Raw genomic sequence first — 13,808 nt, 5'->3', positions numbered from 1 at the left:
TTGATTCTTATTTTTTTAAATTATCTTTTGTATCTACAACGTCCATCAAGAACAAATTAATTTGTTTGAAATTTTCATTTTGTTCATAAAGCTTTGAAACGTCCTTTTCACCATGATAAAGATTGTTTCTGAGTCGAAAAGCGATATAAAGTAAAGATTCAATTTTATCTTTTAGGGTAGGATTACTATCAAGAAAACTATTTTGAACGAATTGTTTCTGTACATTTTCTGCATTTTCATTTCTTCCAAATTTGAAAGTCCGAAATTTGTTGCCCATAATTCCATTTGGAAAGTATCTATTTTTAAAGTATATAAAAACACTATCAACAATCGTTTGTTTTATTCTTGATTGTATAGACTCTGCTAAAGATTTTGGATGCTGCTCAATCCTAGCGAAATTATTGCAACACTCTTTCTCAAAAATATTCCAGACCAAAGTAAAATAAAAAATATTTTTGAGTTTTGTTTCATCAATATCTGTTGGATAATGTCTATTACGTTTTAACCATTCCAATTCACTCATTGTTTTCCTTTGAGAAGAAAATTTAAGTATGACCTTCATAGTCTACCACATCCCCACTAAGCCTTTTATCAAAAGAATAGCTATAATACTCATAGCTTTTTCAAAGGAAATCCCATGCTCAAAATAGCCGTTTCTGCCTGTTTACTAGGCGAGCAAATTCGTTACGATAAGACGGGACAACGAGACAGATTTATCACCGACAAGCTTGGCAAGTATGCTTCGTTTGTGCCGTTTTGTCCTGAGCATTTGGCGTTTGGTACGCCTCGTGAAACGATACGTATTGTGCTTGAAAATGAACAGAAAAAGGTCATCACAGTCTTTTCAAAAAATGATGTTACAGAGGCGATGAACGAAGCGGTAGCGCAGGAATTGCGCAAGATTCAAAGCGAGCCTATTTGTGGCATTATCCTCAAGTCTAAGTCGCCCAGTTGCGGGCTTGGGAGTACGAAGTATTACAGTGGTGCGATGAGTGAGGGGAAAAAAGATGGGCTTTTTGCGTTTACATGTAAAGAGCATTTTGAGGATTTTCCCATCGAAGAAGAAGCACGTCTTTTAGACCCTTGGCTAAGGGAAAACTTTGTGATGCAAGTTTTTGCCTACCACGATGCGATGATGCTTCGCCAAAATATCAAAACTATGCAAGAACTTGTGAGCTTTCACACGGCGTATAAGTTTTTGCTGCAAAGCAAACACGAGACAAACTACCGGCTTTTGGGCAAAATCGTCGCCAACCATGAGCAAAAAAGTTTGAGAGAAACCACAGAAGCATACATCGCTCTGTTTAAACAAACCATTGCGCACAAAGGCTCGATTGGTAAAACGGTCAATGTGCTGCAACACATGGTGGGTTTTTTCAAAAAAGAGCTGAGCAGTGGTGAAAAACAGGCGTTGCATCTGCAAATCGAAGAGTTTAGAGATGAGATCATTCCGCTCATTGCGGTCATGAGTACCATCGAATTTTTAGCGCAAAAGTATGAAATACACTACCTTTTAGGGCAGAAGTTCTTAAACCCCTACCCTAAAGATTTGGCACTTCGTTCGATGATACAAGAAGGCAAATAATCACGTTTTAAATGTCCCAAGCGTCGCATTGAGATTTTCGGTCATTTGGCGAAGTTCTGTGCTTGCTTGGGCGATTTCTTCTAAGCCTTGCGCATTTTGGTCGGAAAGGGTGTTGATACTCTCAATTTTTTGAACAATCACATCAATATTTTTTTCGGTACTAATATAATCATCCACTGTTTTATCGCTCATGCGTGTTGCCATTTCCATGATGGTTGTTGTCTCTTTGATTTTTTCTTCGACGTCTTGCGCTTTTTGTGTCAAAGCTTGGACTTGTTCAGAGTTTTGGTTCATCTGCTCACCCGAGTCAATAATAGCTTGAACGATCACATTAATCGTCGCATTAATTTCAAGTAAGCTTTTTTGCGTACGCTCAGCTAGTTTTCTGACTTCATCCGCAACCACAGCAAAGCCTCGTCCATGCTCACCCGCACGTGCTGCTTCGATGGCGGCATTGAGCGCTAAAAGATTGGTTTGGTCTGCAATGTCGCTGATGACAGTCAAGACGCTTTTGACTTGTTCGGCATCGGAGCTGAGTTGTTTCATCCGTGTGGCAAGTTCCATTTCGGTTTGTGCGCTCAATTCAACTTGTTCACCTAAAGCCATAATTTCATTGGAAGCGCTTTTTAAATTTTGATTGGCTTTGGAAATTTCCTCTTTTGAGCGTTTGGCTTCACCGACAGAGCTTTCTATCTCTTTACGTAAATTTTGTGAAATTTTTGTCGCGTCATTGATGATAGAAGTCGAATGTTCAACGCGCTTTGTGATGGTTTCAGAAATGGAAGAGAGCTTATGCGAAAGCGTTGCATTTTCACTGCTAGCATTTTTGGCTGAGACCATCGTATGGTGGACTTTTTCAATAAAGTGATTGATTTGTGTTGCGGCTTTGCCGATCTCATCTTGACCGTGAACGTCTAATTTACATGTCAAGTCGCCCTCACCTCTGGCTAAATCAGCCGCTTTTTGAGTCAGTGAATCCAGTGGGCGATTAACCACGCGTCCAAGAATGAGATAAATCAATCCAAAAATAATGACAACCATCACAATACCAGAAACAATCAGCTTCACAATCAAGCTTGTGATATTGTTATCAATTTTCTCTTTTTGAGAGAAGATATTTTGCTCAACATCATTGAGATAAATGCTTGAAACCAAAACCCAATTCCAGTCTTTGAAGTATTTGGCATACACCATCTTAGGCTCAATCTTACCCGTTGATGGATTTTTAAAAGCATACGAGACATATGCACCCTCTTTTTCATTTGCCATACTCTGCTCAACCAAGACTTTACGATAAGCAACGCCGTTCACGTCAGTTTCAGCTAAATCAAAGGCACTGTCTCTAAGCTTTGGATTGCTCCCGTTAAAAACGACACTGTAATGACCGTCTTTGTTCTTTTTGACAGCGTAAAAATAACCGCCATTGCCATATTTTAAATTGGAAAGAATCTCAATCGCACGCTCTTGGTGATATGTGCGAATCAACGACATGTACTCACCCGTTCCAATGATGATATTCAGCGGTTTAAAGTAAAAGTTATACGATATTTTAGGCTCGACTTCACCTGAAAGTGGGTTTTTATTATAATATTTCGCTACGTTATTGCCACCAGGCAGTGCTGATTCAATAATCATCTTAACGGTGAAATTGCCCTTAACGTCTTTACGGTCCATGAGATTTTTGCCGATAAGATTTTTGCTATCGTGCGCGATATTGACACCCTCAGGCGTATAGGCAAAAAAGTATCCCGCACCTTTATTGTAACGATAACTTTGAATTACATGAATCAAAAGGTCTCTGAGCTCTTTCTCGCTGAGCGTATCTTTTTTCTCTTTGTACATTGCGTTTAAAACATCTTCAAACATCAACGCATCTTCTTTGATTTTTTCAACAATTTTGTCTTCACTGGTATTGTCGTACGATGTTTTAACTGCCTCTTGTGCAATTTCTAAGTAGTTTTGCACTTCTTGCTTATTGAGTTTTTTAATCAGCTCTTCTTGGTCAGTCATTTGCGAAGAACCAAGCCCGTACATTCCCCTTACGACCATTGTAAAAAATATGAATGCCATCACCGAAATTGAGACGACAAAGACCATGAGGATTCTCATTTTAAGTGAATAATTCGACATAAGTACCCCTTTATTTTGAGCAAAATTTGCCTATTTTATCAGAAGTATGAGGATATATATGGGATTTTGTAACAACTTAGTTTATAATCATGTAACTTCTTTTCACACGAAAGGTAAATCTACCCATGAAAAAAATTTTATGGTTTCGAAGAGACCTAAGAGTCAAAGACTCCATGCTTTTAGCATTGGATGGTGAAGTTTTACCTATCTTTATTTTTGATACCAAGATTTTAAACAGTCTTGAAAAGAAGGACAGAAGAGTCTCATTTATCTACGAGCAAGTGCTTAAACTCAAAGCCGATCTTAAAGCCCTTGGACTAGACCTTGCTTTGTTTTATGGCACGCCATTTGATGTCTTTACCTCGCTTAAAACGCAAGGCTTTAATGAAGTCTATGCCAGCGTGGATTACGATGATTATGCCAAAGAGCGCGACGCTGAAATTGCAGAAATGCTTAGCGTTCATTTACTGAACGATTGCTACCTTTTTAAACCCGATGAAGTGCTCAAAAAAGATGGCACACCCTATCTTGTTTTCACCCCATATTATCATGCCTGCAAAGCACTTTACACACAATTTTACGCATTAGAATACAAAAAAGGCACACAAAGCCTTGCAAACTTCGACTACAACGTCATTTTAGGCATTCAAGGTCACACACTAAACCCTTTACATGTAACGATAGAAAGTATCGGTTTTGAGTCTTTACATGTAAACAGTTTAGCGCCCGAAAAAGCGCTTGAAATCTTTACATGTAAAGTTGATACGTATGCGCAAAAACGTGATTTTTTAGACGTGGATGCTACATCACATTTAAGTGTACATCTTCGTTTTGGAACGATTTCCATTCGTGAAGTGGTGCGTTATTTGGTCGGACTCAAACAGCAAGGTCACGACACAGAACCCTTTTTCAGGCAGCTTATTTTTCGTGAGTTTTACGCTTACTTGCTCTACCATTTTCCAAGACTTGCATGGGAAAATTATAAATACGCGCCACCTATCTCTAATGATGCAGAAGCTTATGAGCGTTTTTGCACCGCGCAAACGGGGTATCCGCTTGTTGATGCGGCAGTGAGTGAACTACTCAGTACAGGCTTGATGCACAACCGCGCGCGCATGGTGGTTGGCTCATTTTTTACGAAACATCTGATGTTACCGTGGCAAAAGGGGGAGGCATTTTTTGCGAGGTATCTGTTGGATTATGACGCATCAGCGAACATTCTCTCATGGCAGTGGTGCGCGGGAACGGGCATTGACCCGCAACCTTATTTTCGCATCTTTAACCCGTATGCGCAGTCGTTAAAGTTTGACAAAGAGGCACGCTACATCAAACGCTATCTTCCCGTTTTAAACGATATCCCCGCCTCTTCATTGCACAAAGAAGCTTATTTAATGAGCCATAAGATTGCAGGGTATCCTAAACCCATTATTGGGCATGAAAGCGCTAGAAAGCGCTTTTTAGATTCATTTATTTCTTAAATTCTACGACTTCATTTAAAGCCAAACGGATTTTACCACGTTGCTCTTTTGCCCTATAACCAAAAGGAATGACAATAGCACTTTGATAAACAGCCGTATCAATGCCTAAGAGAGCATCGACTTTTTGGTATTCAAACCCTTCAATCGGACACGAATCAATACCAAGAACAGCAGCGGCAGTCATCATATTGCCCGCGGCGATGTAACACTGTTTTTCACTCCACATCTCAATGGTATGGTCATCTCTTCCATCGACCCAACCTTTATACATCGCCATCAAACCTCCAAAATCACTCTCAGGAAGTCCCCAACGACGTAATTGTTGTACGGTAAACGCATCACTGCTTCTTACATCTTTACGCGCTAAGATAATGAGCAAATCACTGCACGTAGAAATTTGTTTTTGGTTCCATGAAACTTTTTCTATCGCTTCTTTTAAAGCTTGGTTTTGAACTACCACGAATTTCCATTGCTCTAAACCGAATGAACTCGGACTCAAACGCCCTGCTTCTAAAATAAATTCTAAATCTTTCTCAGGGATTTTTTTTCCATCAAATAATTTGCATGCGTGGCGGAAATTCATCGCATCCAAAAAAAGTTGTTTTTTATCCATTTATTATCCTTTGTGTTATTTCATTTCATCATAATACATCTTAACTCAAATTGGGGTAAATGTAAAAATCAAGCCCAAGGCTTAAGAGATTTTTTACAATGACTTTGGTTATTTTGCCTTATTAAAAGGTAGGTCGCATATACCTTCTTCATGAATAACGCCATGTTCACCTACATAGCTTCTTCCCCAAACATACATGGCTTCTAATACAGGTCTTAGCGCTTCACCAATAGGCGTCAGAGAATAGACCACTTTAGGGGGAATCTCAGCAAAAACTTCACGCGCAATGATTTTTTTCTCTTCCAACTCTTTGAGTTTTATCGTGAGTGTTTTTTGCGTAATTTCATGAATATCCTCTGAGAGTTCTTTAAAGCGCTTATTATGTTCGAGAAGATGCCAAATAATCGCTAATTTCCATCGGTCATTAAAAACATCCAGTGTCACTGCAACAGAGCATTGGTACTCTTTATTGTTAATACAATACATTGTTTTATCCTTTGAAAATTATTATAGCATAAAGAACATAAAACACTATTACTTACATAAAGTAAAGTAAGCGAAATTAAAGTTTAAAATATTTATAATGCTCTTTATAAATTATAAACACAAGGATACCCTATGCAAAACGATTTTACAAAAGCAATGGACTTTCGTCACGCGTGCAAACTTTTTGACGAGACCAAAAAAATCAGTGAAGAGCAAATGAACTTTATCCTAGAGGCTGGTCACAAATCGCCCTCTTCGTTTGGCATGGAGCCTTGGAAGTTTTTGGTCATCACCAACGATGCGCTTCGTGCGAAACTTCGCCCTGTCTGTTGGGATCAACCCCAAATCACCACCAGTTCCCATCTTGTCATCATTTTAGCGGCGATTGATGCGGTCAAAGTGGAGAGTGGCATTCCGATGAAACGCTTCGCACGACGTGAAATGCCTCAAGAGAAGAAAGATTTTTACATCAACCTTTACGCGAACCACCTTAAAGAGACACTTAGCTCTGATGAAAACGTGTACTCATGGACAGCACGCCAATGCTACATCGCGTGCGCCAACATGATGACAGCAGCAGCGTTTATCGGCATTGATTCATGCCCTATCGAAGGCTTTGAAAAAGAGAAACTTGAAGCGGCTTTAGGACTTGATACGAGCAAATACCAAGTAGCCATGGTCCTTCCATTTGGCTACCGCATCAACCCACAATCCACGCAACTTCGTGTTCCCTTTAACGAAGCGGTTGAATTTATCAAATAGTCTATTTTGACACGTCTCTTGGGTAAAGCTCAAGAGACTACGTTAGCCACTATGGCACTAGAGCTTGCCTCATACGAGGCAGAAATAAACTCTCTCTTATTTCATTTTGAAATATTTTAGCCTTTACATGTAAAAAAATTCTATCATGCGTGCATGAAATTAACCATCGAAAATAAACTCTCCATCTTAGCAGGCAGTGCCAAGTACGATGTCTCCTGTTCTTCCAGTGGCAGTGAGAACAACTACAAAACGGGCGAGCTTGGTTGTGCGCACAACAGTGGCATTTGCCACAGCTTCACGAGTGATGGCAGGTGTGTTTCTCTGTTAAAAGTCTTACTCTCCAATGTCTGTATTTACGACTGCGCGTACTGCATCAACCGTGTGAGCAATGACATCAAACGTACTGCATTTACGCCTAGAGAACTGGCTGACCTTACTATTAATTTTTACAAACGTAACTACATCGAAGGGCTTTTTTTAAGTTCAGGCATCATCAAAAGTGAGGACCACACGATGAGTTTACTGCTTCAAACCTTGCGCATTTTACGCCACGAGTACCGATTTAATGGCTATATTCATGTCAAACTCATCCCAGGAGCTTCTAAAGAGCTCATAGATGAAGCCACCCTTTTAGCACATCGCGTTAGCTCCAACATCGAACTGCCAAGTTCCAAAAGCCTTGCCCTGCTCGCACCCGATAAGACCAAAGAAAAGCTTCTCTCTCCGCTCAAACATGCCCGTGACATTACGTTAGAGCGAAGTAATAAACCCATTTCAATGAGCACGCAGATGATTATTGGGGCAACAAGCGAGAGCGACTTTGAGATATTAAAACTCTCTTCATCCCTATACCAAAAAGCGCTCTTAAAGCGGGTCTATTACTCCGCATACATTGCCGTCAATAACCATAAGCACTTACCAGTTCCAGAGCTTTCAAAACCACCTTTACTTAGAGAACATAGGCTCTATCAAGCCGATTGGTTGTTGCGCTTTTATGGCTTTAGTTACGATGAGATTTTAAGCGAAAACCAAAACTTAGATATTCAATTTGACCCAAAAACCTTTTGGGCGCTCTCCAATTTACATCTCTTTCCCATCGACGTAAACAGTGCCCCCAAAGAGATTTTGGTGCGCATTCCAGGCATCGGCATCCGTGGAACGCTCAAAATTTTGCAAGCCAGACGTTTTAAGAAGCTTTGCTTTGAAGACCTCCTCAATCTTAAAATTTCACTCAAGAAAGCACGCTATTTCATCATTGCGGGTAAAGATTTTCACAGAAGCACCTCTTTGTACACCGAAAAAATCAAACTAGCCCTTATTCATCAAGGCACGAACATCATTCAACCCACCCTTTTTGATACCTCCATCTATACAGGAGAGCTGTGATGATATTGCTTTATGATGGCAGTTTTGAGGGTTTTTTATCTTTAGTTTATGAAGTCTATTACGAGAAATTACCCATCAGTTCTATTGTGAAAAAAATGCCAGAATCTCTTCTGTTCGAGCGTTTTCATGAAATCTTTACCGATGAAACCAAGGCACGCAAAGTTTTAGATGCTATCATCAAACACTTTACCAAAGAGCAACAACGCACTATTTTTAATATCTTTTTATGCGACACGAGAGCGTATGAAATGGCACTTTTGGAGTACCTTCGCATCGGCTTTAAAAACCCAAAAATACTACGTAACATCAACAACCCCAACCTTTTTTACATTCAAAACCTCGAAAAAGAGCTGTTGTGTTTGGTGCATAAAATGTACGGCTTTACCCGCTTTGAAGAGTTGGAAGATGGTACGCTTTATGCCAAAATAGAGACAAAGTTTAACATCGTCCCTTTTTTGGGAGAACATTTTTGCAAACGTTTGGGCAACATTCCTTTCATTATTCATGACATCAAACGCGCTCTTGCCTTTGTGAAAAACGATGAGCTGCATGAAATCCGCTCTATCGCGGCCTTTGATGCACCGAGCTTTTCAAGCGAAGAGGAAAAATTTAAAGCGTTATGGAAAAGTTTTTTTAAAGCAGCATCGGTTGAAAGTAGATACAATCCAAAACTACAGCAAAGTTGGGTTCCTCTTTTATATCGTACGTATATGAGTGAGTTTCAAGCGTAGAAAAAAGGGGTTGTAGTTTTACATGTAAAAAAGCTTTGCGTAAGGGTGTAAATGCCCAAACGCATCGTTTGGACATTTACATGTAAAAAGATTAAAGAGAATCTGCGTGCTTTTCAAACGCCTCTTTGTCCCAACCGCCACCGAGTGATTTGTACAAAGAAACCCCTGAACTAAGCAATGCTTGTTTGGTTTGTGATGTCGCTAATTTGGCTGAGAGTAAATTTCTCTTCGCATCTAAAAGTGTGAGGTAATCACCATAACCACTCTCATACTGTTTTTGAGCCAACAGATAGACTTGCTCAATGTTTTTTTCATAAGCGAGTTGATGTTCAAGCTTTTGGGTAAGCGTATGTCGTTTATTCAAAGCATCATACACATCTTGAAAGGCTTGTTGGACTGTCTTAGCATACGCAATCTCCGCAATTTCTTTATTGGCTTTTGCGCTATCAACATTTGCACTGGTTTTTCCCATATTAAACAGTGGTGCGGCAAGGCTTCCACCAAAGCTATTCATCCCTGATTGAGACTTAAGGAGATTAGAGAGTTGTGTGCTCTCAAACCCAAGCGCTCCTGAGAGACTGATACTTGGGAAATAAGCCGCTCTGGCTACACCAATGTTGGAATTGGCTGCTTTAAGATTCTCTTCGGCTTGCTTTATATCAGGACGTTTGGTTAAAAGCTCTGATGGCAAGTTTGAAGGTACATGAATATCTTGTGGCAACACTCTTGGCAATTGCGTTTGACTAAACAGCGCAATGGCTTCAGGCGATTTACCCACCAAAACAGCGAGTGCGCTTTGTTGCAATAAGATAGATTGCTCTAACGCATCTTTCGTAAGTTGTGCGCTGTTAAGCTCAGCACGATCCGATAAAAGCGTACCTTTAGAAATAGCACCTAAGGCGTATTTAGCCTCATTACGTTTCAACCCTTCTTCTCTTGCTTTGATGGTTTCATTCGTAATGTCTAGTTGCTCATACAAACTAATAAGGGTAAAGTAACTGTCCGCTACACTGGAAGCTAAGGAGATTTCTACCGTATCTTTAGCCGCGTATGTTGCAAGTAAAGAAGCACGAGATGACGCTTCGGCTTCTTTATACTTGCCCCACAAATCGATCTCATAACTAAGCACTGCACTGAGTGAAAAGTCGTTATAAGTCGTGTGCGCTTTAGAATTATACGTATCGCTACTGGTTCGTACACGTTGCCCTGAACCTTGTAAATCAAGACTTGGGTAACGATCCGATGTACTGAGCGATAACGAAGCACGCGCTAAAGAGATATTCGCCATAGCTGTTTGCAAATCATAATTATGGGCAATTGCCTCATCAATAAGAGCATTGAGCGTTGTATCATTGTATGCTTTCCACCACGTTTTATTGACCTCTGACGCCGCTTTAGAAGCATCATTTTGGTACTGAGCGGGAAAAGAAGTTTGAGGAATGTTCAACTCCGGTGAGAGCGAACATCCACCCAATGCAAGTGCAAGAACTGCACTTAAATATAGACTATTCTTCATCTTTTTTTCCTCTACGTGTAAACTTTTCATTGAGTTTGGCTAACCAGTTGTAAAAGAGTGGAATAAAGAAAATAGCAATCGTCGTTGCCGCAATCATACCACCAATAACACCTGTACCAATCGCGTGTCTGCTTCCCGCACCTGCACCTGAGCTAATCGCCAAAGGTAAAACACCAATGGTGAAGGCAAGAGAGGTCATAACAATCGGACGGAAACGTAAACGTGCCGCTTCTAGGGTTGCATCAAAAATAGATTTTCCTCGCTCTTGGGCTTGCATCGCAAACTCAACAATCAAAATCGCATTTTTCGCTGATAAACCAATGAGAACCAACAAACCTATTTGGAAGTAAATATCGTTACTAAGGCCTCTTAAGTAAACAGCCGTAATCGCGCCAAAAACCGCAAATGGAACCGCTGTAACAACGGCGAGTGGCATCAACCATCTCTCATACTGTGCTGCTAGAATCAAGAAGATGAAGACGATACCAAACAAGAACGCTTGAGAACCACTACCTTCCATCGCTTTTTCTTGATACGATGTTCCAGCCCAGCCCATAGAATAACCATAAGGAGCCACTTCATTGACAACTTCTTCAATCGCACGAATAGCGTCACCTGAAGTATAACCAGGCTTTGGCTCACCGACAATTTTAGCCGCCGTAAAAACATTGAAACGGTCTACAATATCAGGGCCTACCGTTCGGTTATAAGAGATAAGCGCACTAATAGGAATCAATTTTCCTGAACTGGATTTGACAAAAACATTTTTCATATCTTCAGGATTTTCTCTAAAATCAACGTCCGATTGGACATTCACCTGATACGTACGACCAAACAAGTTAAAGTCATTCACATAGTATGAGCCAAATGTTGCTTGTAAGGTACTAAAGACATCTTTAATAGCAACACCTAAAGCTTTCGCTTTTTCACGGTCTAGTGTAATCTGATACTGAGGAACAGCTGTATCAAAGGTACTTCTTACCATGGTAAGTTCTGGTCTTTGGCGTGCTTTGTTTACAATTTCATTAGTAACTTTTCCAAGGTCTTGAAGTGTTCCACCTGTTCTATCTTGCAAATACATTTCAAATCCACCAGAGATACTCAAACCCATAATTGGAGGAGGATTAAGCGCAAAAATGGTAGCTTCAGGTATACCAAAGAAAGCACCGTTTAACGTACCACTGATGGCTTCAGAGTGCTGATTTGGTGCCTTACGTTCATTCCAATCTTTAAGAGATAAGAACGTTGTAGCCGCATTCGTTTTTGCAGCTCCACTAATTAAGTCATAACCTGAAATCGCGATATTGTATTCAATATCCGTCATTTTGTTGGTAATTTGACTGATGTCATTGCTCACTTCTTTGGTACGAGTTAAAGAAGAAGCTGGTGGTAATGATGTTATGGAAAGTAAATATCCTTTATCTTCCATTGGAACAAGAGACGTTGGCACTTTTTGGAACAGATGATATGCCGTACCCATTAAAACCGCAAATACCATAATACTAATCAAACCATGGCGAACGACTAAGCTTACGCCACCCGTAAACCAATTAGTTGAAGCATCAAAAAACTCATTAAATTTCTTAACAAACCAAAAGGGTTTTGGCTCTTTTTTCTGAAGAAAAATAGCACAAAGGGCAGGTGTTAACGTAAGAGCGACCATACCAGAAATAACCACTGAGATAACAATCGTAATTGCAAATTGTTGATACATTGACCCCGTAAATCCACCCATAAACGTTACAGGGATAAATACCGCACATAACACTAAAACGATAGCAACAACAGGTCCTGTTACTTCTTGCATAGCTTTAATCGTTGCTTCTTTAACCGTAATATCTTTTTCCGAATGTAAAATACGCTCAACGTTTTCAATAACGATAATAGCATCATCCACAACAATACCAATGGCAAGCACCAGTCCAAAAAGCGTTAAAAGATTAATCGAATATCCAAGTGCGTACATACCCGCAAACGTTCCTACAATAGAAACAGGAATCGCAAGAACGGGAATAATCGTCGCTCGAACATTTTGTAAAAAGAGATACACAATAATCACAACGAGCAACAAAGCTTCAATTAATGTCTTAACAACTTCATTAACCGATTCTTGAATAAATTTCGTTGTATCGTATGGAATGAGGTAAGACATATTTTCAGGAAATGATTTAGATAATTTTTCCATAGCTGCATCAACTCTTTTAGCTGTTTCTAAAGCATTGGCACCCGATTGTAGGTAAATACCGATTGGAACCATCGTCTGGCCATTGAGTGTCGCCGTTACATCGTACGATTTTGCACCAAGTTCCACACGTGCCACATCTTTAAGGCGAAGGGTTGAACCATCTTTGTTTGATTTTAAAATGATGTTTTCAAACTCATCAACCTTATCAAAACGTCCTTGCGTTGTTACCGTATAGGTATACGCTTGCGAACTTTTGGCAGGTGTTTGATTAAAACGTCCTGTTGCAAACTGCGCATTTTGCTCTGAGATAGAATTGATGACATCGTTTGGTGTAAGATTGTATTTTGCCAATTGGTCAGGTTTCATCCAAATGCGCATTGAATAATCAAGTGTTCCAAAAAGTGAAGCATCACCGACACCTTCAACCCGTTTAAGCTCATCAATAACGTTAATCAACGCATAATTCGCCATATAAATCTGATCGTAACTATTGTTTGGCGATATGATAGAAATAACTTTCAAAATCGTGGATGAACGTTTACGAACAGTCACACCTTGTGCTTGTACTTCACTCGGTAAACTACTCAGTGCCGCTTGAACACGGTTATTGACGTTAATCGTCGCTTGATCCGCATCAGTTCCAATTTTAAAATAAACATTAATTGTAAGAGAGCCTGTGGATGAAGCGGTTGAAGACATATAAATCATATCTTCAACACCATTAATCTGCTGTTCTATCGGTGCAGCTACCGTTTTTGAAATCGTTTCTGCACTTGCACCAGCGTAGGTTGCTTGAACCGTAACCTGAGGTGGTGTTACTTGCGGATACTCTTCAATAGGCAAACCTTTAATGCCCATTAGACCAGCAATAATCACAACAATTGAAAGAACCGTTGCAAAAATAGGTCTATTGATAAAAAATTTAGAAAACATTCT

At 39.9% G+C, this 13,808-nt stretch carries 11 protein-coding genes; 5 read left to right on the top strand and 6 right to left on the bottom strand.

Going from position 1 to position 13,808, the window contains the following annotated elements:
- Window positions 1-7: 7 nt before the first annotated feature.
- Window positions 8-523: a hypothetical protein gene (locus AC5SLP_RS04845; RefSeq protein WP_495254017.1), complete on the bottom strand. Its 516-nt coding sequence runs from the start codon at window positions 521-523 to the stop codon at window positions 8-10.
- Between the two features lie 114 nt (window positions 524-637).
- On the opposite strand from AC5SLP_RS04845, the gene AC5SLP_RS04840 reads away from it, so the two are divergent.
- A complete protein-coding gene (locus tag AC5SLP_RS04840) occupies window positions 638-1,585 on the top strand; it encodes a YbgA family protein (protein WP_495254016.1) in 948 nt (315 codons plus the stop codon).
- Here AC5SLP_RS04840 and AC5SLP_RS04835 read toward each other — a convergent pair whose 3' ends face one another.
- Window positions 1,586-3,715 carry a methyl-accepting chemotaxis protein gene (locus AC5SLP_RS04835; protein ID WP_495254015.1) on the bottom strand — a complete coding sequence of 710 codons (2,130 nt, stop codon included), beginning with the start codon at window positions 3,713-3,715 and terminating at the stop codon, window positions 1,586-1,588. It abuts the gene before it with no gap.
- A 125-nt stretch (window positions 3,716-3,840) separates the two neighbouring features.
- Here AC5SLP_RS04835 and AC5SLP_RS04830 point away from each other — a divergent pair, with 125 nt between their 5' ends.
- Complete coding sequence (locus tag AC5SLP_RS04830) at window positions 3,841-5,193, top strand: cryptochrome/photolyase family protein (RefSeq protein ID WP_495254014.1); 1,353 nt, start codon at window positions 3,841-3,843, stop codon at window positions 5,191-5,193.
- On the opposite strand, the gene AC5SLP_RS04825 is transcribed toward AC5SLP_RS04830, so the two are convergent.
- Window positions 5,183-5,806, bottom strand: coding sequence for an NAD(P)H-dependent oxidoreductase (locus AC5SLP_RS04825; RefSeq protein ID WP_495254013.1), 624 nt, complete (start codon window positions 5,804-5,806; stop codon window positions 5,183-5,185). The two genes, AC5SLP_RS04830 and AC5SLP_RS04825, sit on opposite strands and share 11 nt — an antisense overlap.
- Window positions 5,807-5,914: 108 nt before the next feature.
- Window positions 5,915-6,292: a winged helix-turn-helix transcriptional regulator gene (locus AC5SLP_RS04820; protein ID WP_495254012.1), complete on the bottom strand. Its 378-nt coding sequence runs from the start codon at window positions 6,290-6,292 to the stop codon at window positions 5,915-5,917.
- A gap of 132 nt (window positions 6,293-6,424) precedes the next feature.
- Between AC5SLP_RS04820 and AC5SLP_RS04815 the strand changes: the two genes are divergently transcribed.
- From AC5SLP_RS04815 to AC5SLP_RS04805, 3 genes are all read left to right on the top strand, one after another.
- A complete protein-coding gene (locus tag AC5SLP_RS04815; RefSeq protein WP_495254011.1) occupies window positions 6,425-7,054 on the top strand; it encodes an NAD(P)H-dependent oxidoreductase in 630 nt (209 codons plus the stop codon).
- A gap of 153 nt (window positions 7,055-7,207) precedes the next feature.
- Window positions 7,208-8,440, top strand: coding sequence for a putative DNA modification/repair radical SAM protein (locus AC5SLP_RS04810; protein ID WP_495254010.1), 1,233 nt, complete (start codon window positions 7,208-7,210; stop codon window positions 8,438-8,440).
- Window positions 8,440-9,171 carry a TIGR03915 family putative DNA repair protein gene (locus tag AC5SLP_RS04805; protein WP_495254009.1) on the top strand — a complete coding sequence of 244 codons (732 nt, stop codon included), beginning with the start codon at window positions 8,440-8,442 and terminating at the stop codon, window positions 9,169-9,171. Before AC5SLP_RS04810 ends, AC5SLP_RS04805 begins: the two co-directional genes overlap by 1 nt.
- A 91-nt stretch (window positions 9,172-9,262) precedes the next feature.
- Here the strand turns inward: AC5SLP_RS04805 and AC5SLP_RS04800 are convergent, their stop codons facing one another.
- Both AC5SLP_RS04800 and AC5SLP_RS04795 read right to left on the bottom strand, forming a co-directional pair.
- Window positions 9,263-10,687, bottom strand: a complete 1,425-nt coding sequence (locus AC5SLP_RS04800; protein ID WP_495254008.1) for an efflux transporter outer membrane subunit — start codon at window positions 10,685-10,687, stop codon at window positions 9,263-9,265.
- Window positions 10,677-13,805 (bottom strand): efflux RND transporter permease subunit, encoded by a 3,129-nt coding sequence (locus AC5SLP_RS04795; RefSeq protein ID WP_495254007.1) that lies wholly within the window; start codon window positions 13,803-13,805, stop codon window positions 10,677-10,679. The genes AC5SLP_RS04800 and AC5SLP_RS04795 overlap by 11 nt, the downstream gene beginning before the upstream one ends.
- Window positions 13,806-13,808 lie beyond the last annotated feature (3 nt).

This window comes from Sulfurospirillum sp. E15m (assembly GCF_059415145.1).
Note: the sequence above shows the minus strand (reverse complement) of the source record. Positions and strands in the feature narration are given on the sequence as shown.

Bases quoted from the DNA above. Each gene is read 5' to 3' on its own strand.
- AC5SLP_RS04845 (WP_495254017.1), bottom strand. From the start codon at position 523: ATGAGTGAATTGGAATGGTTAAAACGTAATAGACATTATCCAACAGAT.
- AC5SLP_RS04840 (WP_495254016.1), top strand. From the start codon at position 638: ATGCTCAAAATAGCCGTTTCTGCCTGTTTACTAGGCGAGCAAATTCGT.
- AC5SLP_RS04835 (WP_495254015.1), bottom strand. From the start codon at position 3,715: ATGTCGAATTATTCACTTAAAATGAGAATCCTCATGGTCTTTGTCGTC.
- AC5SLP_RS04830 (WP_495254014.1), top strand. From the start codon at position 3,841: ATGAAAAAAATTTTATGGTTTCGAAGAGACCTAAGAGTCAAAGACTCC.
- AC5SLP_RS04825 (WP_495254013.1), bottom strand. From the start codon at position 5,806: ATGGATAAAAAACAACTTTTTTTGGATGCGATGAATTTCCGCCACGCA.
- AC5SLP_RS04820 (WP_495254012.1), bottom strand. From the start codon at position 6,292: ATGTATTGTATTAACAATAAAGAGTACCAATGCTCTGTTGCAGTGACA.
- AC5SLP_RS04815 (WP_495254011.1), top strand. From the start codon at position 6,425: ATGCAAAACGATTTTACAAAAGCAATGGACTTTCGTCACGCGTGCAAA.
- AC5SLP_RS04810 (WP_495254010.1), top strand. From the start codon at position 7,208: ATGAAATTAACCATCGAAAATAAACTCTCCATCTTAGCAGGCAGTGCC.
- AC5SLP_RS04805 (WP_495254009.1), top strand. From the start codon at position 8,440: ATGATATTGCTTTATGATGGCAGTTTTGAGGGTTTTTTATCTTTAGTT.
- AC5SLP_RS04800 (WP_495254008.1), bottom strand. From the start codon at position 10,687: ATGAAGAATAGTCTATATTTAAGTGCAGTTCTTGCACTTGCATTGGGT.
- AC5SLP_RS04795 (WP_495254007.1), bottom strand. From the start codon at position 13,805: ATGTTTTCTAAATTTTTTATCAATAGACCTATTTTTGCAACGGTTCTT.